The following is a 19,314-nucleotide window of genomic DNA, read 5'->3' as shown; positions in this document are numbered from 1 at the left end:
CAACCCGCACCACGCGTATCTGGTCGGTGACCGCTTCGTACTGCTCAAGCGTGGCGCCATGGCCGGCAGCCACACCAAGGGCGGCATCACGCTGGACGAGCTCACCCAGATGGCGGGCGGCAGCGAGCTGGAGGAGCTCAGCCACGAGCTGGAGCGGACCCCCGGCCCGGACCTGCGGGGCGGCCCCGCCGCGAAGCACGACACCCCGTAGTCAGCGGGGCCGCCGACCCCGTCCGGCAGCCCCGCCGCCCCGGCAGTGGCAGAATCGGGGCCGACGGGCGCCGCCCGCCGCCGGGATCAGACCGACCCCGGCCCACCCCCGACCCCCCAGGGACGATGAGCACGTACCGCGGACTTCACGCACCGCGCTCCGCCCGCGCCACCGTCCCTGCGGACCCGTCGGCACCCGGGAGCGGCGCCTTCGCACCTCACCGCGCCGCGGGTCCCCACCGTCGGCATCGACATCGGGGGGACGAAGGTGATGGCCGGCGTCGTCGACGCCGACGGCAAACATCCTGGAGACCCTGCGCACCGAGACGCCCCGAGCAAGTCCAAGAGCCCCAAGGTCGTCGAGGACACCATCGTCGAGCTGGTCCCTCGACCTCTCCGACCGCCACGACGTGCAACGCGGTGGGCATCGGCGCGGCCGCTGGGTCGACGCGGACCGGTCCAAGGTGCTGTTCGCCCCCACCTCGCCTGGCGCGACGAACCCCTGCGCGACGCCATCGCCTCCCGGCTGGTCGTCCCGGTCATGGTCGACAACGACGCCAACACCGCCGCCTGGGCCGAATGGCGCTTCGGCGCCGGCCGGGGCGAGGACCACCTCGTCATGATCACACTGGGTACCGGCATCGGCGGCGCCATCCTGGAGGACGGTCAGGTCAAGCGGGGCAAGTACGGCGTCGCCCGGTTGAGTTCGGCCACAATGCAGGTGGTGCCCGGCGGCCACCGCTGCCCCTGCGGCAACCGGGGCTGCTGGGAGCAGTACAGCTCCGGGAACGCCCTCGTCCGCGAGGCCAGGGAACTGGCCGCCGCGGACTCCCCGGTGGCCCACGGAATCATCGAGCGGGTCAAGGGCAACATCCCCAGACATCACCGGACCGCTCATCACCGAACTGGCCCGCGAGGGCGATGCGATGTGCATCGAACTCCTCCAGGACATCGGCCAGTGGCTCGGCGTCGGCATCGCCAATCTGGCCGCCGCGCTCGACCCCTCCTGCTTCGTCATCGGAGGCGGTGTCAGCGCCGCCGACGACCTGCTGATCGGACCGGCCAGGGACGCCTTCAAACGCCACCTCACCGGCCGCGGCTACCGGCCCGAGGCGCGGATCGCGAAAGCGCAGCTCGGCCCCGAGGCGGGTATGGTCGGCGCCGCCGACCTCGCCAGACTGGTGGCCCGCAGGTTCCGCCGTACCAACCGCCGCCGCGTCGAGCGGTACGAGGCGGTACGCGCAGATCTACGACCAGGCAGCGAGCACCATCCGTAACACTCGCAACACCCGCACTTCCTAGGGACCCCCAGAGCCATGACCGCAGCCGAGCACCCCGTCGTGCCGCGTCAGTCCCCGCCGCCCGAGCAGGGCGACGGGCGGGCTGCCCGAGGACCGGCGCAGAACGATCCGCCGGCGCCTGATCACGGCGACCATCATCGTGCTGCTCATCGGGATCCCGGCCGGATACCTGCTGATCTCCGCGAGCCAGAGCCGCCGCTCCGGCGAGGACAAGGCCGCCGAGGCCGCGGCGCAGGGGCTCCGCGAGGGCTGGCCGTCCCGGATGCTGCGCCGGATCTTCGAGGTGCCGATCCCGTGGGACGCGCAGGACGTCGAGTACTACGAGACCAACAACTGGAAGGCCAGCCGGATGTACGTGCAGTTCCGCACGTCCTCCAACGGTCTCGACCGCTTCCTGACCAACGTCGGCACCGGCCGCGCGGCCCTGACCGAGGGCAGGATCACCGTCGGCGCCCGCGACACGAAGGTCGCGGGCTGGTACTTCGGCGAAGGCGTCGCGTGGTCGGGCACCACGCACACCAACAAGGACCCGCGCCCCACCCAGGACATCACCGTCGACATGACCGACCCGATGGCCCCGGTCGTGTACGTCGTGTCCGCAGCCACCCCCTGACGCTCCCGGGCCGGGCTGGTCCGGCTCGGCGCGAGACGCGGGAGAACCCCGTCGGCCGGAGCCGACGGGGGTCCCGCGGACGGCTGCGCGAGGTCAGACGCGGTCTGCCGCGATCAGGAGGTACTGGAAGGACCCGTCCTTGTACGAGTTGATGAACGCGTCCTCGATCCCCGTCACCAGCGAGGACGTGGCCCGCAGCTCCCAGTAGGGCAGGGTGTCGGGGGTGAGGTCGATGATGGTCTGGGGCACCAGCCGGTTGTCGGCCATGGCGCGGAGGTACTCCCGGCGCGAGTGGATGTTGCACTCGAAGTGCGCGTTGATCTGCGAGACCCACTTCGAGGGCTGGCCGTACCGCGGGTTCCAGCAGCCGGTGATGGTCACGTAGCGGCCACCGATCTCCAGGACGCGGGAGTGCTCCGCGAACAGGTCGTGGAGGTCGACGTACATGCTCGACTCGTTGTTCCAGGAGGCCGCCGCCGACCCGGTCTCGAACGGGGTGGCCAGCATGTTGCAGACGCGCGCCCGGACATGGTCCTGGAGGCCGAGCTCGCCGGCCCGGCCGTTGGCGAAGTCGGCCTGCTTGGCGGAGAGCGTGACGCCCTCGACCTTGCACCCGAAGCGCTGGTGGGCCATCACCATCGAGCCGCCGCGGCCGCAGCCGGCGTCCAGCAGGGTGTCCTCGCGCCCGATGTCCCCGAGGTGGCCCAGGAGGAACTCGGCCTGGGCCGACTCCAGTCGGTGGAGTTCGGAGATCAGCTTCTTCTCGCTCGCGCCGTCCCCGGCGTCACCGAGCGCCGAGGTGTCCACCGCACCGATGCCGTAGTGGTGGTGGTAGAGCCCGTCGACATCGCCCAGGCGCAGGTTCACCGGCCTGGCCTCGCCGTCCCAGTAGCGCGCGATGTCGCCCTGGTACGGGGTCGCGGGGCTGGGGATGCGCACCGAGGCGGAGACGGATGCGGGGGTGGAACCGGCGGCGGTGGCGGCGGTGGCGGTGAGTTCGGCGTTGGTCACGGATGAGTCCATTCTCTTACCAGAAGTCGGGCAGGCTGTAGCGGTAGGTGTTCGACTGGTGCCAGTGGTGGTTGCCGTCGACCCAAGCGGCCACGCCGCGCAGGAAGCGCTGCACACTCGGGACGGGGGTCTCCGCGGCCAGCGAAGCGGCCGCGGTTTCGAAGTCGTGCATGAGCTCGTTGTGGATCTCGACCGACTTCAGATAGGCCTCGCGGTCGGAGACCCCCTCACGTTCGGAGATCACGACAGGCAGGTTCAGGTGCTTGCCCGGCGCGTTGAGTTCCTTGGTGTACGAGTACAGGTCGTTCACGATCGTCGTCGCGTTTCCCGCCAGCGCGATGACCTCCTGCATGGCCGGCAGGGCGTGCAGGTCCGCCGGGAGTTCGTAACCGCCGACGGTGTCGGTGATGGTCGGGCAGGGGCGGAAGTTGTTGAACTGGCGCATCGCCAGGTACTCCCACACCTCCGGGACGTGGTCCATCTGCGCCCATGCGGCCTCGGCCAGGTAGCCCATGTGCAGCCGGGCCATGTCGTGCCGGAGCCGGTCCGCCTGGGAGGGGCCGGCAGCCCGGACGAAGTACTCCATTGCGGAGCGGTAGGCGCGCCGGGGCGCGTCCGCCTGGAGCGACTTCGCCCATTGCGGCCGGTACTCCGCGGTGGTGTGCAGGGCGTCGAGGGCGGTGTGCGCCAGCAGCAGGCGCTCGCCCAGACCGTCGGGCGATCCGCCGTGGTCCTCGCAGTAGCAGTCGTCCACGGCGTTCTCGGCCACCATCAGCCGGGTGGCGAGCATCAGATGGTCGATGCCGGGCGCGTCCGGATGGCAGCCGACCATGTAGCGGCCCACGGAGAAGCCGTCGAACTGCTCCTCCCAGTCCTCCGGATAAAGGGCGACCTCGTCCAGGGCCCAGGTCTTGATCCTCCGGCTGACCTCCTCCACCCGCACCGGGTCCGGCTCGGGGACCGGGTGGTGGTAGAGGCCCGGGATCACCTTGCCCTGTCCACCGCCCTCCCCGCAGGCATCCGGGGCGGCTCCTGCGGGCGCCGGCGGCCCGTCGCGCCGCAGGAGCGTGCGCAGGCTCGCGGTGCCCAGGCCGGTGGGCCCTCCCAGGACCCGCCCCGCCGAGGGCGCCGGGATCGCGGCCGGCGGTGCCGGGGCGGTGACCGGCGGTGAATCCGGGGCGGGCGCGGCAGCGCCGGAAGGCACCGGCAGGCCGGGCGGGCCACCGGTGGTGGCTCTGATGTCGCGGGCGCGGGCCGAGGCTTCGGCGAGCACGTGGGCCCCGAAGCGGGAAGCCGCCTCCGGCAGGCTCGACTGCGGAGGTGGCAGCTCGGGTGCGGGCATCCATGACTCCTTGAGGGGTGGGCGGTTGTCCGGAGTTCTCCGGGCGCGGGGCACCGGGCGGGCGCGGTCAGTCCGTCGAGTCCGGGCGTCGAGCCACGCGGTACGGGCCGGGCCGGCTACTTGGGCCAGCGGGCGATCTGCACGTTCTCCAGCACGCCGACCGCGTCCGGCACGAGGATGGCCGCGGAGTAGTAGGTCGTGACGAGGTAGGACGTGATCGCCTTCTCGTCGAGCCCCATGAAGCGGACCGAGAGCCCCGGCTCGTACTCGTCCGGCAGGCCCGTCTGGTGCAGACCGACGACGCCCTGGTTCTCCTCGCCGGTACGCATGACGAGGATCGAGCTGGTCCGCTCCGGCGTGACGGGGATCTTGTTGCAGGGGAGGATCGGAACTCCGCGCCAGGCCGGGACCTGCTGGCCGCCGAGGTCCACGTGGTCCGGGTAGAGGCCGCGTGAGTTGAACTCCCGCCCGATCGCCGCGATCGTCTTGGGGTGCGCGAGGAAGAACTTGGAACCCCGGCGGCGGCAGAGCAGTTCGTCCAGGTCGTCCGGGGTCGGCGGGCCGGAGTGCGGCTGGATGCGCTGCTTGAAGTCGGCGTTGTGGAGCAGCCCGAACTCCCGGTTGTTGATCAGCTCGTGCTCCTGCCGCTCGCGCAGCGCCTCGATGGTGAGCCTGAGCTGTTCCTCCGTCTGGTTCATCGGCCCGTTGTAGAGGTCCGCGACCCTCGTGTGGATCCGCAGGATGGTCTGGGCGACGGAGAGTTCGTACTCGCGCGGATTCAGCTCGTAGTCGGCGAAGGCGCCGGGCAGCGCGTGCTCTCCGGTGTGGCCGGCCGACATCGCGATCTCGGCCTCGCCGCGGTGGTTCTGCCGCTGCTGGGAGCGCGAGGTGAACTGTTCGACGTGGGCCCGGAGGGCAGGCGCGTTGGCGACGACGGCCGCGAAGTCGGCGCGGGACAGGGTGAGCAGCGTGCCCGAGGTCTCGGCGACAGCGGTCTGCTCCCACCGGGCGTCCTCGTCCAGCAGCGCGTTGTCCCCGAACCGGTCGCCGTCGGCGAGTACGTCCAGGGCGACCTCGTCGCCGTAATTGCCCACGGAGGTCTGCCCGATGCGGCCGTGCGCGATGAGGTGGATCCGGTCCGCCGCCGCTCCCCGCTCGACCAGGGTCTCGCCCGCCCGGAAGTCGCGCTGGATGCAGCGGCCGGCGATGGCGGTGAGCACGTCGAGGTCGTCGAAGCCGCGCAGCAGGGCCAGTTCGCCCAGTTCCTGCGGGATCACCCGGACGTCGGCGCCGTCCTGGACGAACTCCACCTTGCCGTCCCCGACGGTGTAGGCGAGCCGGCGGTTCACCCGGTAGGCACCGCCCTTGGTCTCCACCCACGGGAGCATCCGCAGCAGCCAGCGGGAGGTGATCTCCTGCATCTGCGGGGCGGACTTCGTCGTGGTGGCGAGGTTGCGGGCGGCCGCCGTCCCCAGGCTGGACTGCTTGGGCAGTTCCAGCCGCGTTTCCGCGTTCGAGTCAACAGTCATCGAGCAGGCTCTCCTTGGTCAGGGCGGTCGAGGGCATATGCGAACACACCGAACAACCGGACGAAAACAGGGGATACGAAGGTGAATCCGTCCAGATCCAGGGGAACAGTAATGGCCGCTCGGCCGTCCGGACCAAGCAAATCCGCTGACATTAACTCGATACGATGATCGCGACCGCGCGATGTTTGCCCTGGTCCCGGCGGGATTCAGCCACGATTTGGCGCGGAGCGCACCCAGGGTGTGCCGGGGCCGGCAACGGGCTGGCCCCGGGCCGGGACCGGACGGGGACCGGACCGGGACCGGGGGTCCCGGATCGGCCCCGGGCCGGGACCGGAACCGCCTCTGGGTGCGCGGCTGCCGCGTGGGTCGTACTGCTTGGCAAGGCCGTGAGCCACCTCCCCGGTTGTTGAGGTAGCACAAATTCTCACTATCGAATCGGTCGGCTCCTCCCCTGATTCTCCTTCTGAACGCTGGAATGATGCCCATGAGGGCAAGTCAGGCCCTCTGTGACGTTCGGACAATTCAAGGAGGCTCGTGTGACCCGTGACAGTCGTGTGCTGGTGACAGGCGTCGGCGCGATGACGCCCCTGGGAGCGGACGCGTCGTCGTCGTGGTCGGGGCTGCTGGACGGCAAGTCGGGGGTGCGTCTCCTGGCGGAGGAGTGGGCTGCGGACCTGCCCGTGCACCTTGCGGCCGGGCTGACGGTGGACCCTGCCTCCCTGCTTCCGAGGACCGAGGCCAGGAAGCTGGACCGAGGCGAGCAGGTCGCTGTCCTGACCGCGCGTGAGGCCTGGCAGGACGCGGGTGCTCCGCAGGTCGAGCCGGAACGGATCGCCGTCGTCATCGGGACGGGAACCGGTGGCATCCTCAGCACGCTCGGGCAGGACGACATCTTCGAACGCGCCGGGATGCGCCGGCTGTCGCCGTTCGCGGTCCCCATGCTGATGCCCAACGGGCCGGCGGCCTGGGTGAGCATGGACCTGGGTGCGAAGGGCGGCGCCAGGACTCCGGTCAGTGCCTGTGCGTCCGGGGCGGAGGCCCTCGCCCTGGGTCAGGACCTGATCGCCGGCGGACGGGTCGACGTGGTCGTCGCGGGAGGGGTGGAGGCATGCCTGCACCCCTTCGTCATCGCGGCATTCGCGCAGATGAAGGCCCTGTCGACGCAGTCGTCGGACCCGGAGGCCGTGTCCCGCCCCTTCGACGTCCAGCGGTCCGGGTTCGTCATGGGAGAGGGCGCGGGGATGATGGTGCTCGAACGCGCCGAGTTCGCCCGGGGCCGAGGAGCACGCGCCTACGGCACGCTGGCCGGCAGCGCCGTGAGTTCGAGCGCGGACCACATCACCGCGTCCGACGCGCAGGGCCAGGCCTTCGCCATCGACCTGGCGCTGCGCGACGCCGGCCTGGCCCCGGCGGACATCGGAGTCGTGCACGCCCACGCCACCTCGACGGAGTCCGGCGACCTCGCGGAGGCCCAGGCGATCAGCCGGGCCATCGGCGGGCACGCCGCGGTGACCGCGACGAAGTCGATGACCGGTCACATGATCGGCGCGTCCGGAGCGGTGGGCGCCATGGCCGCCCTGTTCGCGCTCAGGGACGGCACACTGCCGGCCACGCGCAACCTCGACGAACTCGACCCGCGCGTCGAACTGGACGTGGTCCGCGGCGAGCCGCGCACCGGTGAGTGGTCCGCCGCGCTGGCCAACTCGTTCGGCTTCGGCGGACACAACGTCAGTCTCGTCTTCACCAAGTGACGAGCGGCCGGGGTCGTGTGACCTGTTGAGACGTCTCATGGGCGCGGTGTCCTACGGCAGATCACGACCCGCCGTGGGCCGGTGCGGATCAGGCCGCCGGCATGCGCGGCGTTCCGGCGGTTCTCCGCGCAGAGCCAGGTCGTCTTCCACCGGGGCGCGCAAGGCGGGCCGCTGGGCGAGCCTGGGCTGCTTGGGGCGGCGCCCGCGCTCGTAGGCAGCCGCATCGGCCGAGGCCGCTCGGCAACGGCCCAGCCGCCATTGACGGTTGAGGTCCGCACGGCCGCAGCTCCGCAGGCCCCTTCAGAACCCGGTGCCGGCGTACGAATTCCGGCCTCGGATCAGGCTGGTCGATCGGAGGTGTAGCGGGCGAGCATGGTCTCTACGGCCTGCTCGACGGCGTAGCGGGTGTCAGGGGCTGCGGGGTTCCAGTCGGTCAGCAGCATGCGGGGCCACAGGACGTAGTTGGCGATCATCCCGAGGAACTGGTTGGTGGCGCTCTCGGCGTCCGGGACGTCGGCGTTGCCGGCCTCGTGCTCCGACTCCAGGTAGTGCTGGACCGAGGTGAAGTAGGGCAGCTTGCCGAGCTGGAACTGCATCCCTCCCAGTTCGGGGAAGCGGGGCAGCTCCGCGATGACGATGCGGAACAGGGCTGTCATGCCGGGCCGGCCGATCAGCTCGGCGTAACGGTGGCCGATGGACGTCAGGCCGGAACGCAGGTCTCCGGCCCGAGGCCGTGCGACAGTGCCGCCGGCGTCGCGCTGCCAGGACTCGGTGACGATGGCCTCGAAGAGGGCTGCCTTGGTGGGGAACTGCTTGAACAGGGTGGACTTCGAGACTGCCGCCGCTTCGGCGATGCGGGCGAGGGAAGTGCCGTCGTAGCCGCGGTTCAGGAAGAGGTCCGTGGCTGCGGAGATGATCGCCCCACGCTTTTGCTGGGCGAGGCGGCGGTGATGTGTGGAGAGCTCTGCTGCCATGCGTGCAGTATGCCCCAGGACAGGCCCTAGCTCCGAGGCGAGTCACTTGACTCGCCTCTGTTGCATGCCTACGGTGCGACGGAAGGCGAGTCGAGCGACTCGCCTCTGACTGCGGCGCCCGCCGTCTCCGGGGTGCCGTGCCATGAGGGAGCAAGTGATGACAGTCGACAGGATCGCTTTGGTGACCGGCGCGAACCGCGGTCTGGGCCGGAGTACGGCTCTTGCCCTGGCGGCGCGCGGGGTGCGGGTCGTGGTCACCCATCGCGGCGATGCGGCCGGGGCTGATGAGACGGCGCGGCACGTGCAAGCTGCGGGCGGGACTGCCGCTGTCGTGCGTCTCGACATCAGCGACGTCTCCTCTTTCGGAGCCTTCACTTCCGAGCTGAGCGGACTGCTCGAGCGCTGGGGGGCTTCGCGGCTCGATATTCTGGTCAACAACGCGGGGGTGGGTGTCTTCGGCCCGCTGGAGGCTGTCACCGCCGACGACTTCGACACGGTGTTCGGCACGAACGTGCGGGGCACGTTCTTCCTCATCCAGTCGCTTGTGCCGCTGCTGGCGCAGGGCGCCCGTGTCATCAACGTCTCGTCGTCGTTGACTCGCCACACCAGTCCCGCGACCTCGGTCTACTCCGCCTCGAAGGCCGCGGTCGAGGCCCTGAGCCGCACTCTGGCCGCAGAACTCGGCCCCCGGGGCATCCGGGTCAACTCCATTGCCCCGGGGCCGACCGCCACCGACTTCAACGGCGGTGCCATGCGGGATGACGCGGAGATGCGCCAGGCACTCGCCGGGCAGAGCGCACTCGGCCGCGTCGGCGAACCGGAGGAGATCGGCGACGCCATCGCCACGCTGGCCTCCGAGGGTCTGCGCTGGATGACCGCTCAGCGCATCGAAGTCTCCGGCGGCGTCCTCCTGTGACCAGCCGGGCGAGCCTTGACCGGGCCGCAGGCGACGACGGGCCGGGTTCATTCCGCGCCGGTCTCGTCTTCGTCCAGTTCCGACGCGGCCGGGTCGTGCAGCGGGCACAGGGTGGCGTGGGACCACCGTGGCGCGGTGGTGAACTGCAGATTCGGGAACAGTGAACACGTTGCAGGACGGTGTTCCAGCTGGTGTTCTGCGTCGCGCACAGTGCCGGAATCGCGGCGCGGGGCCGCAACCGGTCCGCTCCCGGGTGTGGCCCCGCGTGCGGGGGTGTCGAGGTTGGCTATGAGCTGCAGCAGCCGCCCACTGGCGCTTCATCCCCGGCGGTCTCCGGTGCGCCGGTGCCGAGCTGGATCAGGGCGGGTTGCGGCGTCGCACAGCATCCTCCCGTGTCGCCCTGTGCGGCGGCCGGGTCGTCGAAGAGTCCGGAGCCTCCGCAGACGCCGGTCTCGGGGAGGGTGAGTTCGACGCGGTCGGCGGCTTCGCGGTCTCCGGCGAGGGCGGCGGCAACGGAGCGGACCTGCTCGTAGCCTGTCATCGCGAGGAAGGTCGGGGCGCGGCCGTAGGACTTCATGCCGACCAGGTAGATCCCGGCTTCCGGGTGGGAGAGCTCGCGGTGGCCGTGGGGGTAGACGGTGCCGCAGGAGTGCTGGTTGGGATCGATCAGCGGGGCCAGTGCGGTCGGGGCCTGGAGGCGCTCGTCGAGGCCGAGGCGGAGTTCGTCGAGGAAGCCGAGGTCAGGGCGGAAGCCGGTCAGCACGATCACTTCGTCGACCGGGTCCAGGCGGCGCCCGTCCTCGCCGACCAGGAGGAGCCGCCCGTCCGCGTCGCGCTCGATCGCCTCCGTGCGGAAGCCGGTGACCGCGTGGGCGTGTCCTTCGTCGACGGAGGCCTTCGCGGCCAGGCCGAGGGCGCCCCGGGCGGGGAGCTGGTCGGCGGTGCCGCCGCCGAAGGTGGAGCCGGACATGCCCCGTCGCAGGATCCACACGCTCTTCGTGCCCGCGCCGGTGTCCGACGTGGCGACATCGGCGAGGTCGGCGAGGGCGGTGAAGGCGGAGGCACCGGAGCCGATGACGGCGGTGCGCTTGCTCGCGTACCGGGCGCGGACGGCCGGGTCCTTGAGGTCGGGGACACGGTAGGTGATGCGGTCGGCGGCCGCCTTCTCGCCGAGAGCGGGCAGTCCGCTGCCCCCGGCGGGGGACGGGGTGGCCCAGGTGCCGGAGGCGTCGATGACGGCGCGGGCGAAGATCCGTTCTTCGCCGCCATCGGCGCGGGTGAGGTGCACCACGAAGGGCTGCTGGTCGCGGTCGGCGTCCACGATCCGGTCGCGGCCGGTGCGCGAGACGCCGGTGACCCGGGCGCCGAGGCGTACGCGGTCTCCGAGGACGTCGGCGAGCGGCTGGAGGTACTGCTTCGCCCACTCGCCGCCGGAGGGGCAGGAGTCCGGGGCGGGGCGGGCCCATCCCGTGGGCGCGAGGAGCTTCTCGGCTGCCGGGTCGACGACTTCGCCCCAGGTCGAGAAGAGGCGCACGTGTGCCCACTGCGCTACGGCGGTGGCGGCTGTCGGCCCGGCTTCCAGGACGAGGGGTTCCAGGCCGTGCTCGATGAGGTGGGCGGCGGCGGCGAGGCCGGTGGGGCCGGCTCCGATCACGGCGACCGGCAGGTCCGCGGTGGTGGTCATGGCGGTGATGCCCTCCGTGGAAAGGCGGCAGGTCCGGCCGCTGTATCGATCACTGTCTATATTTGGAGCTTGCCACTGGAATCGATGAGCGTCAATATAGAAGCATGTCGAATTCTGAGGTCGCCGAGCCGCCGGTCCCGGATTCCGAGGCCGTCGTGCCGTGCTGCCCGCCCCTCACCGCCGGAGAGCTGTCTCCGCGGGACGCGGAGAAGATGGCCGTGATGTTCAAGGCGCTCTCCGACCCGGTGCGCCTGCGCCTGTTCTCCAAGGTGGCCTCGCACCCGGGCGGCGAGGCGTGCGTGTGTGACATCCAGGACGTCGGCGTCTCCCAGCCGACCGTCTCCCACCACCTGAAGAAGCTCCGCGAGGCGGGCCTGCTGACCTCGGAGCGGCGCGGGACCTGGGTCTACTACCGAGTCGCACCGTCCGTCGTGGCCGGCATGTCCGCCCTGCTCGACCTCCGCGCCGCCGGCAGCTGAGCGCCGGCCGAGCCGCCGGAGACCGGCAGGGCCGCCCGGCGGACTCGGCACCTACGTCCGAGGCACGGCAGACCGTCCGTACGGGGCGGTGGACCGAGGAGACCGGCGTTGCTGCCCGGCCGGGACGGGCGTCAGTGCAGCAGGTCGGTGATCTGCCCGGCGGCGTCGCGGGCCGGGCGGCCGGCGCCGATCAGGGTGGCGGAGGCGGGGCCGGTCCAGTCGCCGTAGCCGAGCAGGTGCAGCCGTGGTTCGCCGAGTGCGCGGGTGCCGTCGGTGGGGATGTGCCCGCGCGGGCCGCGCAAATTCAACGGGGCGAGGTGGGCGAGTGCGGGGCGGAAGCCGGTGGCCCAGATGATCGCGTCGGCGCCGCTGTGGCTGCCGTCGGCCCACCGCACGCCGTCGGCGGTGAGCCGCGTGAACATCGGCGTGGTGTGCAGGAGTCCCGCGTCGCGGGCGGCGCGGACGGGGGGCACGGCCACGATGTCGCCGAGGGAGGCCACCCCGCCCGTGTCGGGCCGGCCGGTGTCGAGGGCGCGGCGGCGGGCGGTGGCGATGCCGAACAGGGCGCGGCCGTCGATGTCGTCGGGCAGGAACCGCGGGGGACGCCGGGTCGCCCAGGTCACCTGCGCGCGGCCGTGGAGGGTGAGGTCGGCGGCGATCTGTGCGCCGGAGTTCCCGCCGCCCACCACGATCACGCGCTGATCGGTGAAGTCTGCCGGAGCGCGGTAGTTCACCGTGTGGAGCTGGCGGCCGGTGAAGGTGGTGCGTCCGGGAACGGCGGGGAAGAAGGGTCGTGACCAGGTGCCCGTCGCAGAGATGACCGCCCGCGTCCGCCAGGCGCCGGCGTCGGATTCGGTCAGCAGCCGGTCGCCTTCGCGGTGGACGGAATGCACGCGGGCGCCGTGCTGGACGGGCAGGTCGTAGCGCTTCTCGTAGTCGGTCAGGTAGTCCACCACGTGCCGGGCGTCCGGGTAGGTCTGGCCGGGCCGGGTGGGCATGAGCCGTCCGGGCAGCGAGGAATGATCGGCCGGGGAGAACAGGTGGAGCGAGTCCCACATGTGCTGCCACGAGCCGCCCGGTGCCGGGCCTGCGTCCAGGACGACGAAGCCGAGGCCGCGCCGGCGCAGGTGGTAACCGGCGGCGAGCCCGGCCTGGCCGCCGCCGATCACCACCACATCCACCCGGTCGGTCACGGGGCTGTGGTCACCGCGTCGGCGGCGAACCTGCGGCGCCAGGCGAGCGCGACGTACACGAGCCCGATCAGGACCGGTACTTCGATCAGCGGGCCGACGACGCCGGACAGTGCCTGGCCGGAGGTGACGCCGAAGGTGGCGATGGCGACGGCGATGGCCAGCTCGAAGTTGTTGCCCGCCGCGGTGAACGCGAGCGTGGCGGTGCGGTCGTAGGCGAGGCCGAGGCCCTTGCCGAGGAGGAACGCCCCGAAGAACATGATCGCGAAGTACACCAGCAGGGGCAGCGCGATCCGTACGACGTCCCAAGGCTGAGAGGTGATCGTCTTCCCCTGCAGGGCGAACAGGACGACGATGGTGAACAGAAGCCCGTACAGCGCCCACGGCCCGATCCTGGGGAGGAACTCGGCCTCGTAGGTGTCGCGGCCCAGCTTCTGCTCGCCGATCCGGCGCGTGAGGAACCCGGCCAGCAGCGGGATGCCGAGGAAGACGACGACGTTCAGCGCGATGTGCCAGACCGGCACGTCCAGGCCCTGGCCGTCGCCCAGACCGAGCCACTGGGGCAGCAGATCGAGGTAGAACCAGCCCAGCAGGCCGAACGCGATGACCTGGAACACGCTGTTGAGGGCGACGAGGACGGCGGCGGCCTCCCGGTCGCCGCAGGCGAGGTCGTTCCAGATGATGACCATGGCGATGCACCGTGCGAGACCGACGATGATCAGGCCGGTCCGGTACTCGGGCAGGTCCGGCAGGAAGAGCCATGCCAGGGCGAACATGACCGCCGGGCCGACGATCCAGTTGATGACCAGCGAGGACACCATCAGCTTCTTGTCACCGGTGACCCGGTCGAGCCGGTCGTAGCGGACCTTCGCGAGCACCGGGTACATCATGACGAGCAGCCCGAGCGCGATCGGCAGGGAGATCCCGCCGACCTCGATCTTCGCGAGCGCGTCGTTCATCCCGGGGACGAGACGGCCCAGGCCCAGGCCGGCGGCCATGGCGAGCAGGATCCACACCGCGAGGTAGCGGTCCAGGGTGGAGAGCTTCCGGACGAGCGACTCGTCCCCGGCTCCGCCCTGCGGCGCGGAGGTGGTGGACTCGGTGGCAGTCACGGGCAGGACCTCTTGTTCTGGCCTGCGGCGAGCGCGGACTCGGCGAGCGCGGCGAACTGCTCGGACAGTCCGGCCAGGACCTCGGGGCGCAGCTTGTAGTAGGTGTAGCGGCCGCACGGCTCGGTCTCCACGATCCCGGCCTCGCGCAGGATCTTCATGTGGTTGGAGAGGTTGGTCTGCTTGGCTCCGGTCTCTTCCACGAGGTGAGTGGTGCACAGCGTCTCGCGGGCCAGCAGAGTCACGATTTTCAGGCGGAGCGGATCGCCCAGAACCCGCATCACATCAGGATCGACTGAAGTCAGCATGCGCTGATACTGTCACATCATTGCTCGCTGATACCAGCGGTGACTGAAGTCATCGGCGGCCGGGGCCGTCGCGCGACGAGAGAGAACGATCACCATGGCCGACAAGCCGTCTGTCCTGTTCGTCTGTGTCCACAACGCCGGCCGCTCCCAGATGGCCGCCGCCTGGCTGACCCACCTGGCCGGAGACCGGATCGAGGTCCGCTCCGCCGGCTCGGATCCGGGCGGGGCCGTGAACCCCGCCGCCGTGGAGGCCATGGCCGAGGCCGGCATCGACATCTCCGCCGAGACCCCCAAGATCCTCACCGTCGACGCGGTTCTCGAGTCCGACGTCTGCATCACGATGGGCTGCGGCGACACCTGCCCCGTTTTCCCCGGCAAGCGCTACCTGGACTGGAAGATCGAGGACCCTGCCGGCCAGGGCGTGGCCGCCGTCCGCCCGATCCGCGACGAGATCAAGACCCTGATCGAGGGCCTGATCAAGGAGATCGCTCCGTTGCCGGCCGCGTGAGCGAGATACGCGCGGTCGCCATCACCGGCTCCGGCCCCGCCGGATGTGCCGCCGCCCTCCACGCCGCCCGCGCCCAGCTCGACCCCCCGCTGTGCGCCAGCAGTTGTCTTCGTCGGCCGTGCCCTGCGCTCCCGTCACGCAGCCGACCAGCGCGGGGTACGCACCACCTACGCCCACCACATCCAGGCCCTCACGCCGCGCGTCGCCGAACTGGCAGTGGGGAACACCGCCCTGCGCCGGCAGGGCCTTTCCGGTGTCGCCGCAGCAGGCGGATCAGGCTTCCCTGTCGAGCTGTTTCTGTCGGGTGGCTGCCCAGGACGCGAGCAGCATGAGGGCGTCGTGGTCGGGGGTGCCGGCTTCGGCGGTGTAGGCGGTGAGGGTCAGTCCGGCGTGGCCCGGCAGCTGCATGGCGTCGAAGTCGAGGGTGATCTCGCCGACGGCCGGATGGCGGAAGTGCTTGCGTCCGGTGTTGTGCAGGCGCACGTTGTGTTTGGCCCAGGCCACGCGGAACTCGGCGCTGCGGGTGACGAGTTCGCCGATCAGGCCGGTCAGTTCGCTGTCTCCCGGCGCGCGGCCGGCTTCGGTGCGCAGCAGGGAGACGGTGGTGTTGACCGAGGCGTTCCAGTCGGGGAAGAAGCCGCGGCTGGTGGGGTCGAGGAACTGGAAACGGGCGATGTTCACCGTGGCGGGGGCCGCAGCGGTGAACAGGGGGGCGTACAGGGCGCGGCCGAGGTCATTGATGGCGAGGATGTCGAGGCGGCCGTTGCGGATGAAGGCCGGTGAGCCGGTCATGGAGTCCAGGACGCGCTTGAGGCTGGCGGGGACGGCGGCCCTGGCCCGGCGTGTGGTGCGGCGGGCCGGGCGCCGGCGCTGGGCGGCGGCGAGGTCGTGCAGGTGGGAGCTTTCGGCGTCGTCGAGCTGGAGGGCCCGGCAGAGGGCGTCGAGGACTTCTTCGGAGGCGCCGGCGAGCTGGCCGCGTTCCAGGCGGGCGTAGTAGTCGATGCTGACCCCGGCCAGGAGGGCGACTTCCTCGCGGCGGAGTCCGGGCACCCTGCGGTTCCCGCCGCCGAAGGCGGGCAACCCGGCCTGCTGCGGTGTGATCTTCGCGCGGCGGGTGGCGAGGAACTCGCGGATGTCCTGGGCGGTGTCCATGCCATCCAGGCTAAGCGCGGTGGAGCAGGGCTGGGGTGCCCTGTCGGTGCCTGTAACAGCAGTGCCTTCCCCGCGCCTGTGAGCTGGGGTTTTCTCGTTGGTGGCAGCGACTGCGGTCCCTTTGCCGTCGGTGGGGGCGCGGCTGGGGATGCCACCCGGCCGCCTGTGGCCGACAGTGAGCAGAGCTGCATCCTCGCGTACGAATCGTCACAAGGAGTCACCGCATGGTCAAGCAGTCCGCGCCCCAGGAGTTGGCCGGCATCGCGCCGAAGCTGGTCGAGGTCACCAATGAGGTGCTGTTCGCAGATGTGTGGGAGCGGTCCGAGCTGTCCCCGCGCGACCGGAGTCTGGTCACGGTCAGCGTGCTGGCTGCCCTGTACCGCAACGAGCAGCTCCCGTACCACCTGGGCAAGGCGCTGGAAAACGGGCTGAGCGTGCAGGAGCTGTCGGAGGCCATCACGCACCTGGCCTTCTACGCCGGATGGCCCAACGCCATGACCGCGATCACGCAGCTGAAGAAGATCGCCGACGAGCGCTCCGCCTGACCACCGGCGCGAGCGGGGCAGCGACACCCTGCACGGACGGTGGAGCGTCCCGAACGACACGAAAGAACGAGATGACCATCAACGGATTTGATCAGATCTTCCCGCTCGGGGAGAAGAACGACGCCTACGCGCAGTACTTCGTCGGTCAGAGCTACCTGGCTCCGCTCGCCTCGGGGAGCGTTCCCGTCAGCAATGTCTCCTTCGAGCCGGGCTGCCGCAACAACTGGCACATCCATCACGGCACCGGCGGTGGCGGGGACCAGATCCTGCTGTGCACGGCGGGCAGCGGCTGGTACCGGGCCGAGGGTGCCGATCCCGTCGGCATGAACCCGGGAACGGTGATCCGCGTCCCGGCGGGCACGAAGCACTGGCACGGCGCGAAGGCCGACTCGTGGTTCTCCCACGTCGCCTTCATCACCCCGGGCGAAGACGTCAGCAACGAATGGCTCGAGCCCGTCACGGACGAGGAGTACGGGCAGCTGCCGAAGAACGGAGCGAACGCATGACCATCCTGGACGAGACCTACACCCTGTCCAATGGCGTCGCCATCCCCAAGCTGGGGCTCGGCACCTGGTTCATCGACGACGGCATGGCGGCCGACGCGGTCCGCGCGGCCGTGCAGATCGGCTACCGCAACATCGACACCGCCCAGGCATACGGCAACGAGCACGGCGTCGGCGAGGGCGTCCGCACCTGCGGCGTGGACCGCGAGGAACTGTTCGTCTCAACGAAGCTCGCTGCCGAGATCAAGGACTACGACCAGGCGCTCGTCGCGATCGACGGCTCCCTGGAGAAGCTGGGCCTGGACCACATCGACCTGATGCTGATCCACAGCCCGCAGCCGTGGAACGACTTCCGGGGCGGCGACTACGCCGAGGGCAACCGCGAGGCCTGGCGTGCCCTGGAGGAAGCCCATCAGGCCGGAAAGATCCGATCCATCGGCGTCTCGAACTTCCAGCAGCACGACCTGGAGAACATCCTGGGGGGCGCACGCGTCGTCCCGCAGGTCAACCAGTTGCTCGTGCACGCCGGCAACACCCCTTCCGAGCTGCTGGCCTACTGCGCGAGCCGGCAGATCCTCGTTGAGGCGTACTCGCCGATCGCCCACGGCGCGATCCTGCAGAACGCCGAGGTCCAGGCGATGGCGGACAGGTACGGCGTGTCCGTCCCCCAGCTGTGCATCCGCTACACCCTTCAGCTGGACACCGTGTCGCTTCCCAAGACAGCGAACCCCGACCACATGCGCGCCAACGCCGGGGTCGACTTCGAGATCTCCGGTGACGACATGGACGTCCTGCGAGACCTTCGCGACGTGGACTACGGCGAGCACAGCGCCTTCCCCGTCTACGCCAAGTGACGTGGGACGAGCCGCACCTGGTGACTGCCCGACGCCAGGTGTGGCGGTTCGAAGGCGATACCCGGACCGATGACCGCCACGGCCTCGTACGGCGACCGCAGCCGCACGCCCTGGGCGCCGACAATGCTGGCGTGACCGGGAAGCTCATCGAGTAAGCCGTCCTGGCCCTGTGCGCGCAGCCCCACCAGCGAGCGGCGATGCGAACCGCATGCCGGAAGCGCCCCCTCCAGTTCCCGAGGCATGTTCGGCTTCGGCGGCGGCGGCCGGTCCGGCTGTGCGATCCGATCGTCGGTGGCTGGAGCTGTTCCAGGACGGCCGTGGCGCGGGCGACGGGAGCGGTGACGGCCCAGGTCGCCGGCGCGCCTTCGGCAGCCTCGCCCTTGAAGGCCAAGCTGTGCAGGTGGTGGCGGTAGATGCGCCCGGTCGGGGCGCGCTGGACGGCCCGGCATACGTGATCCGTGACGCGATCAGCGGGAAGGTGCTCGGTAACCCCGCCGCCGCGGACTGCGGCGTCCGCCAGTGGGACGCCGCCGCCGCCGCCGGCGGGGCTCGGTGACCGGTTTCTGGCCGATGCCACGGGCGCTGCGCGCGGACATCCTCGCACTCAAGCCCCCGCGTGGGGACGGGTTATGCGGTCGCGTCACTCCGGTCGCCGTGACGGCGGGTGAGCAGGGGCAGCAGGGTGTGGTCCACGAGTCTCTCCTGCGCGGCGGCGTCCGGGACGGCGCCGTGGAAGAGGGTGTCGAAGAGAAGCTGCGCCATGACGAGCCTGAGGCAGGCCGGCACGTCGGCGTTCTGCCCGAGTTCTCCGCGCTCGGCCGCATGGCGCGAGATGGCCTGGCCGACGGTGGCTGCGGCCAGGTCGATCTGGGAGTGGGCCGCGTCGCGCAGGCCGGGATGGTCGCGGATGGCTTCGACCAGGCTGACGAGCGAGACGCCGTTCTTGCCTCGCAGCGCCGCGGCGATGACCGAGACGGTGGCGAGCAGGTCACCCCGGAGGCTGCCGGTGTCGGCGGCGACGGGCGGCGTAGTGGTTTCGGACTGCCGGCGCAGCGCCTCGGCCACCAGTTCGTCCTTGGTCTTCCACTTGCCGTAGATCGTGGCCTTGGACGCGTGGGCACGCGCGGCGACGGCGTCGATCGTCAGCCGCTCGAAGCCGTTCTCCGCGACGAGTTCCAACGTGGCGGCCAGGATCGTGTTCTCCCGGGCGCGGCCCCGCTTGGGAGACCCCTCGGCCGTTCTGCGGCGCGGCCCGGGTGCGGGCTGTTCGGAGGCAGGCGTGTTCGTCGGCACCCGGCCACTGTACGGGCGGCGATGAGGAAGAGGGACTCCCGG

Annotated in this window: 19 protein-coding genes and 3 pseudogenes; 12 read left to right on the top strand and 10 right to left on the bottom strand. The window is 70.8% G+C overall.

The window, feature by feature from the left end; all coding sequences use genetic code 11:
• The 4 genes and pseudogenes from EDD93_RS38695 to EDD93_RS38685 all read left to right on the top strand — a co-directional run.
• Positions 1–211, top strand: a pseudogene (locus EDD93_RS38695) (sugar ABC transporter ATP-binding protein); the annotation flags it as partial.
• A gap of 270 nt (positions 212–481) precedes the next feature.
• Positions 482–979, top strand: a pseudogene (locus tag EDD93_RS40910) (ROK family protein); the annotation flags it as partial.
• Positions 980–1,136: 157 nt separating this feature from the next.
• A complete protein-coding gene (locus EDD93_RS40905) occupies positions 1,137–1,487 on the top strand; it encodes an ROK family protein (protein WP_398906576.1) in 351 nt (116 codons plus the stop codon).
• Positions 1,488–1,526: 39 nt separating this feature from the next.
• Positions 1,527–2,124, top strand: a pseudogene (locus EDD93_RS38685) (hypothetical protein).
• Between the two features lie 93 nt (positions 2,125–2,217).
• Here the strand turns inward: EDD93_RS38685 and EDD93_RS38680 are convergent.
• From EDD93_RS38680 to EDD93_RS38670, 3 genes are all read right to left on the bottom strand, one after another.
• Positions 2,218–3,135: a geranyl diphosphate 2-C-methyltransferase gene (locus EDD93_RS38680; RefSeq protein WP_398906628.1), complete on the bottom strand. Its 918-nt coding sequence runs from the start codon at positions 3,133–3,135 to the stop codon at positions 2,218–2,220.
• Positions 3,136–3,151: 16 nt separating this feature from the next.
• On the bottom strand, positions 3,152–4,477 hold the full coding sequence (locus EDD93_RS38675; RefSeq protein WP_123531501.1) for a family 2 encapsulin nanocompartment cargo protein terpene cyclase: 1,326 nt from the start codon (positions 4,475–4,477) through the stop codon (positions 3,152–3,154).
• A 116-nt stretch (positions 4,478–4,593) separates the two neighbouring features.
• Entirely contained in the window at positions 4,594–6,006 is a 1,413-nt protein-coding gene (locus EDD93_RS38670) for a family 2B encapsulin nanocompartment shell protein (RefSeq protein WP_123531499.1), read from the bottom strand.
• 536 nt (positions 6,007–6,542) lie between these two features.
• Here EDD93_RS38670 and EDD93_RS38665 point away from each other — a divergent pair.
• Positions 6,543–7,757: a beta-ketoacyl synthase gene (locus tag EDD93_RS38665; protein WP_123531497.1), complete on the top strand. Its 1,215-nt coding sequence runs from the start codon at positions 6,543–6,545 to the stop codon at positions 7,755–7,757.
• Positions 7,758–8,095: 338 nt separating this feature from the next.
• On the opposite strand, the gene EDD93_RS38655 is transcribed toward EDD93_RS38665, so the two are convergent.
• Positions 8,096–8,731: a TetR/AcrR family transcriptional regulator gene (locus EDD93_RS38655; protein ID WP_123531496.1), complete on the bottom strand. Its 636-nt coding sequence runs from the start codon at positions 8,729–8,731 to the stop codon at positions 8,096–8,098.
• Between the two features lie 157 nt (positions 8,732–8,888).
• Between EDD93_RS38655 and EDD93_RS38650 the strand changes: the two genes are divergently transcribed.
• Positions 8,889–9,647, top strand: coding sequence for an SDR family NAD(P)-dependent oxidoreductase (locus EDD93_RS38650; RefSeq protein WP_123531494.1), 759 nt, complete (start codon positions 8,889–8,891; stop codon positions 9,645–9,647).
• 286 nt (positions 9,648–9,933) lie between these two features.
• Here EDD93_RS38650 and EDD93_RS38645 read toward each other — a convergent pair whose 3' ends face one another.
• Positions 9,934–11,331, bottom strand: a complete 1,398-nt coding sequence (locus EDD93_RS38645) for an NAD(P)-binding domain-containing protein (protein WP_123531492.1) — start codon at positions 11,329–11,331, stop codon at positions 9,934–9,936.
• 104 nt (positions 11,332–11,435) lie between these two features.
• On the opposite strand from EDD93_RS38645, the gene EDD93_RS38640 reads away from it, so the two are divergent.
• Positions 11,436–11,810 (top strand): helix-turn-helix transcriptional regulator, encoded by a 375-nt coding sequence (locus EDD93_RS38640; RefSeq protein ID WP_123531490.1) that lies wholly within the window; start codon positions 11,436–11,438, stop codon positions 11,808–11,810.
• A 131-nt stretch (positions 11,811–11,941) separates the two neighbouring features.
• Here EDD93_RS38640 and EDD93_RS38635 read toward each other — a convergent pair whose 3' ends face one another.
• From EDD93_RS38635 to EDD93_RS38625, 3 genes are read right to left on the bottom strand one after another with little or no spacing between them, the layout of a single operon-like run.
• On the bottom strand, positions 11,942–13,003 hold the full coding sequence (locus tag EDD93_RS38635) for an ArsO family NAD(P)H-dependent flavin-containing monooxygenase (RefSeq protein WP_123531488.1): 1,062 nt from the start codon (positions 13,001–13,003) through the stop codon (positions 11,942–11,944).
• Complete coding sequence (gene arsB, locus EDD93_RS38630; protein ID WP_123531486.1) at positions 13,000–14,112, bottom strand: ACR3 family arsenite efflux transporter; 1,113 nt, start codon at positions 14,110–14,112, stop codon at positions 13,000–13,002. The genes EDD93_RS38635 and arsB overlap by 4 nt, the downstream gene beginning before the upstream one ends.
• The gene (locus EDD93_RS38625; RefSeq protein WP_123531484.1) at positions 14,109–14,417 is read right to left on the bottom strand and encodes a helix-turn-helix transcriptional regulator; all 309 of its coding nucleotides are present in this window, start codon (positions 14,415–14,417) and stop codon (positions 14,109–14,111) included. Before EDD93_RS38625 ends, arsB begins: the two co-directional genes overlap by 4 nt.
• Before the next feature lie 94 nt (positions 14,418–14,511).
• Here EDD93_RS38625 and EDD93_RS38620 point away from each other — a divergent pair, with 94 nt between their 5' ends.
• Positions 14,512–14,925 carry an arsenate reductase ArsC gene (locus EDD93_RS38620; RefSeq protein WP_123531482.1) on the top strand — a complete coding sequence of 138 codons (414 nt, stop codon included), beginning with the start codon at positions 14,512–14,514 and terminating at the stop codon, positions 14,923–14,925.
• Positions 14,926–15,198: 273 nt separating this feature from the next.
• On the opposite strand, the gene EDD93_RS38615 is transcribed toward EDD93_RS38620, so the two are convergent.
• Positions 15,199–16,077 carry a helix-turn-helix transcriptional regulator gene (locus EDD93_RS38615; protein ID WP_123531480.1) on the bottom strand — a complete coding sequence of 293 codons (879 nt, stop codon included), beginning with the start codon at positions 16,075–16,077 and terminating at the stop codon, positions 15,199–15,201.
• A 224-nt stretch (positions 16,078–16,301) separates the two neighbouring features.
• Between EDD93_RS38615 and EDD93_RS38610 the strand changes: the two genes are divergently transcribed.
• The 4 genes from EDD93_RS38610 (at position 16,302) to EDD93_RS39490 (ending at position 18,535) form a co-directional block, all read left to right on the top strand.
• Positions 16,302–16,622: a carboxymuconolactone decarboxylase family protein gene (locus EDD93_RS38610; RefSeq protein WP_123531478.1), complete on the top strand. Its 321-nt coding sequence runs from the start codon at positions 16,302–16,304 to the stop codon at positions 16,620–16,622.
• A 71-nt stretch (positions 16,623–16,693) separates the two neighbouring features.
• Positions 16,694–17,128, top strand: coding sequence for a cupin domain-containing protein (locus EDD93_RS38605; protein ID WP_123531477.1), 435 nt, complete (start codon positions 16,694–16,696; stop codon positions 17,126–17,128).
• Positions 17,125–17,979: an aldo/keto reductase gene (locus tag EDD93_RS38600; protein ID WP_123531475.1), complete on the top strand. Its 855-nt coding sequence runs from the start codon at positions 17,125–17,127 to the stop codon at positions 17,977–17,979. The genes EDD93_RS38605 and EDD93_RS38600 overlap by 4 nt, the downstream gene beginning before the upstream one ends.
• Positions 17,980–18,253: 274 nt before the next feature.
• Entirely contained in the window at positions 18,254–18,535 is a 282-nt protein-coding gene (locus EDD93_RS39490) for a hypothetical protein (RefSeq protein ID WP_148083933.1), read from the top strand.
• A 71-nt stretch (positions 18,536–18,606) separates the two neighbouring features.
• On the opposite strand, the gene EDD93_RS38595 is transcribed toward EDD93_RS39490, so the two are convergent.
• Positions 18,607–19,272 carry a TetR/AcrR family transcriptional regulator gene (locus EDD93_RS38595; RefSeq protein ID WP_260256139.1) on the bottom strand — a complete coding sequence of 222 codons (666 nt, stop codon included), beginning with the start codon at positions 19,270–19,272 and terminating at the stop codon, positions 18,607–18,609.
• Positions 19,273–19,314 lie beyond the last annotated feature (42 nt).

The organism is Streptomyces sp. 840.1 (assembly GCF_003751445.1).
Lineage (GTDB): Bacteria > Actinomycetota > Actinomycetes > Streptomycetales > Streptomycetaceae > Streptomyces.
This window is presented reverse-complemented; position numbering and strand designations above follow the sequence as displayed.

Excerpts from the sequence above, each read along its gene's own strand:
- EDD93_RS38610 (WP_123531478.1), top strand. The coding sequence starts at position 16,302 with ATGGTCAAGCAGTCCGCGCCCCAGGAGTTGGCCGGCATCGCGCCGAAG.
- EDD93_RS38645 (WP_123531492.1), bottom strand. The coding sequence starts at position 11,331 with ATGACCACCACCGCGGACCTGCCGGTCGCCGTGATCGGAGCCGGCCCC.
- EDD93_RS38620 (WP_123531482.1), top strand. The coding sequence starts at position 14,512 with ATGGCCGACAAGCCGTCTGTCCTGTTCGTCTGTGTCCACAACGCCGGC.
- EDD93_RS38670 (WP_123531499.1), bottom strand. The coding sequence starts at position 6,006 with ATGACTGTTGACTCGAACGCGGAAACGCGGCTGGAACTGCCCAAGCAG.
- EDD93_RS38675 (WP_123531501.1), bottom strand. The coding sequence starts at position 4,477 with ATGCCCGCACCCGAGCTGCCACCTCCGCAGTCGAGCCTGCCGGAGGCG.
- EDD93_RS38655 (WP_123531496.1), bottom strand. The coding sequence starts at position 8,731 with ATGGCAGCAGAGCTCTCCACACATCACCGCCGCCTCGCCCAGCAAAAG.
- EDD93_RS38640 (WP_123531490.1), top strand. The coding sequence starts at position 11,436 with ATGTCGAATTCTGAGGTCGCCGAGCCGCCGGTCCCGGATTCCGAGGCC.
- EDD93_RS38600 (WP_123531475.1), top strand. The coding sequence starts at position 17,125 with ATGACCATCCTGGACGAGACCTACACCCTGTCCAATGGCGTCGCCATC.
- EDD93_RS38605 (WP_123531477.1), top strand. The coding sequence starts at position 16,694 with ATGACCATCAACGGATTTGATCAGATCTTCCCGCTCGGGGAGAAGAAC.
- EDD93_RS38625 (WP_123531484.1), bottom strand. The coding sequence starts at position 14,417 with ATGCTGACTTCAGTCGATCCTGATGTGATGCGGGTTCTGGGCGATCCG.
- EDD93_RS38615 (WP_123531480.1), bottom strand. The coding sequence starts at position 16,077 with ATGGACACCGCCCAGGACATCCGCGAGTTCCTCGCCACCCGCCGCGCG.
- EDD93_RS38650 (WP_123531494.1), top strand. The coding sequence starts at position 8,889 with ATGACAGTCGACAGGATCGCTTTGGTGACCGGCGCGAACCGCGGTCTG.
- EDD93_RS40905 (WP_398906576.1), top strand. The coding sequence starts at position 1,137 with ATGTGCATCGAACTCCTCCAGGACATCGGCCAGTGGCTCGGCGTCGGC.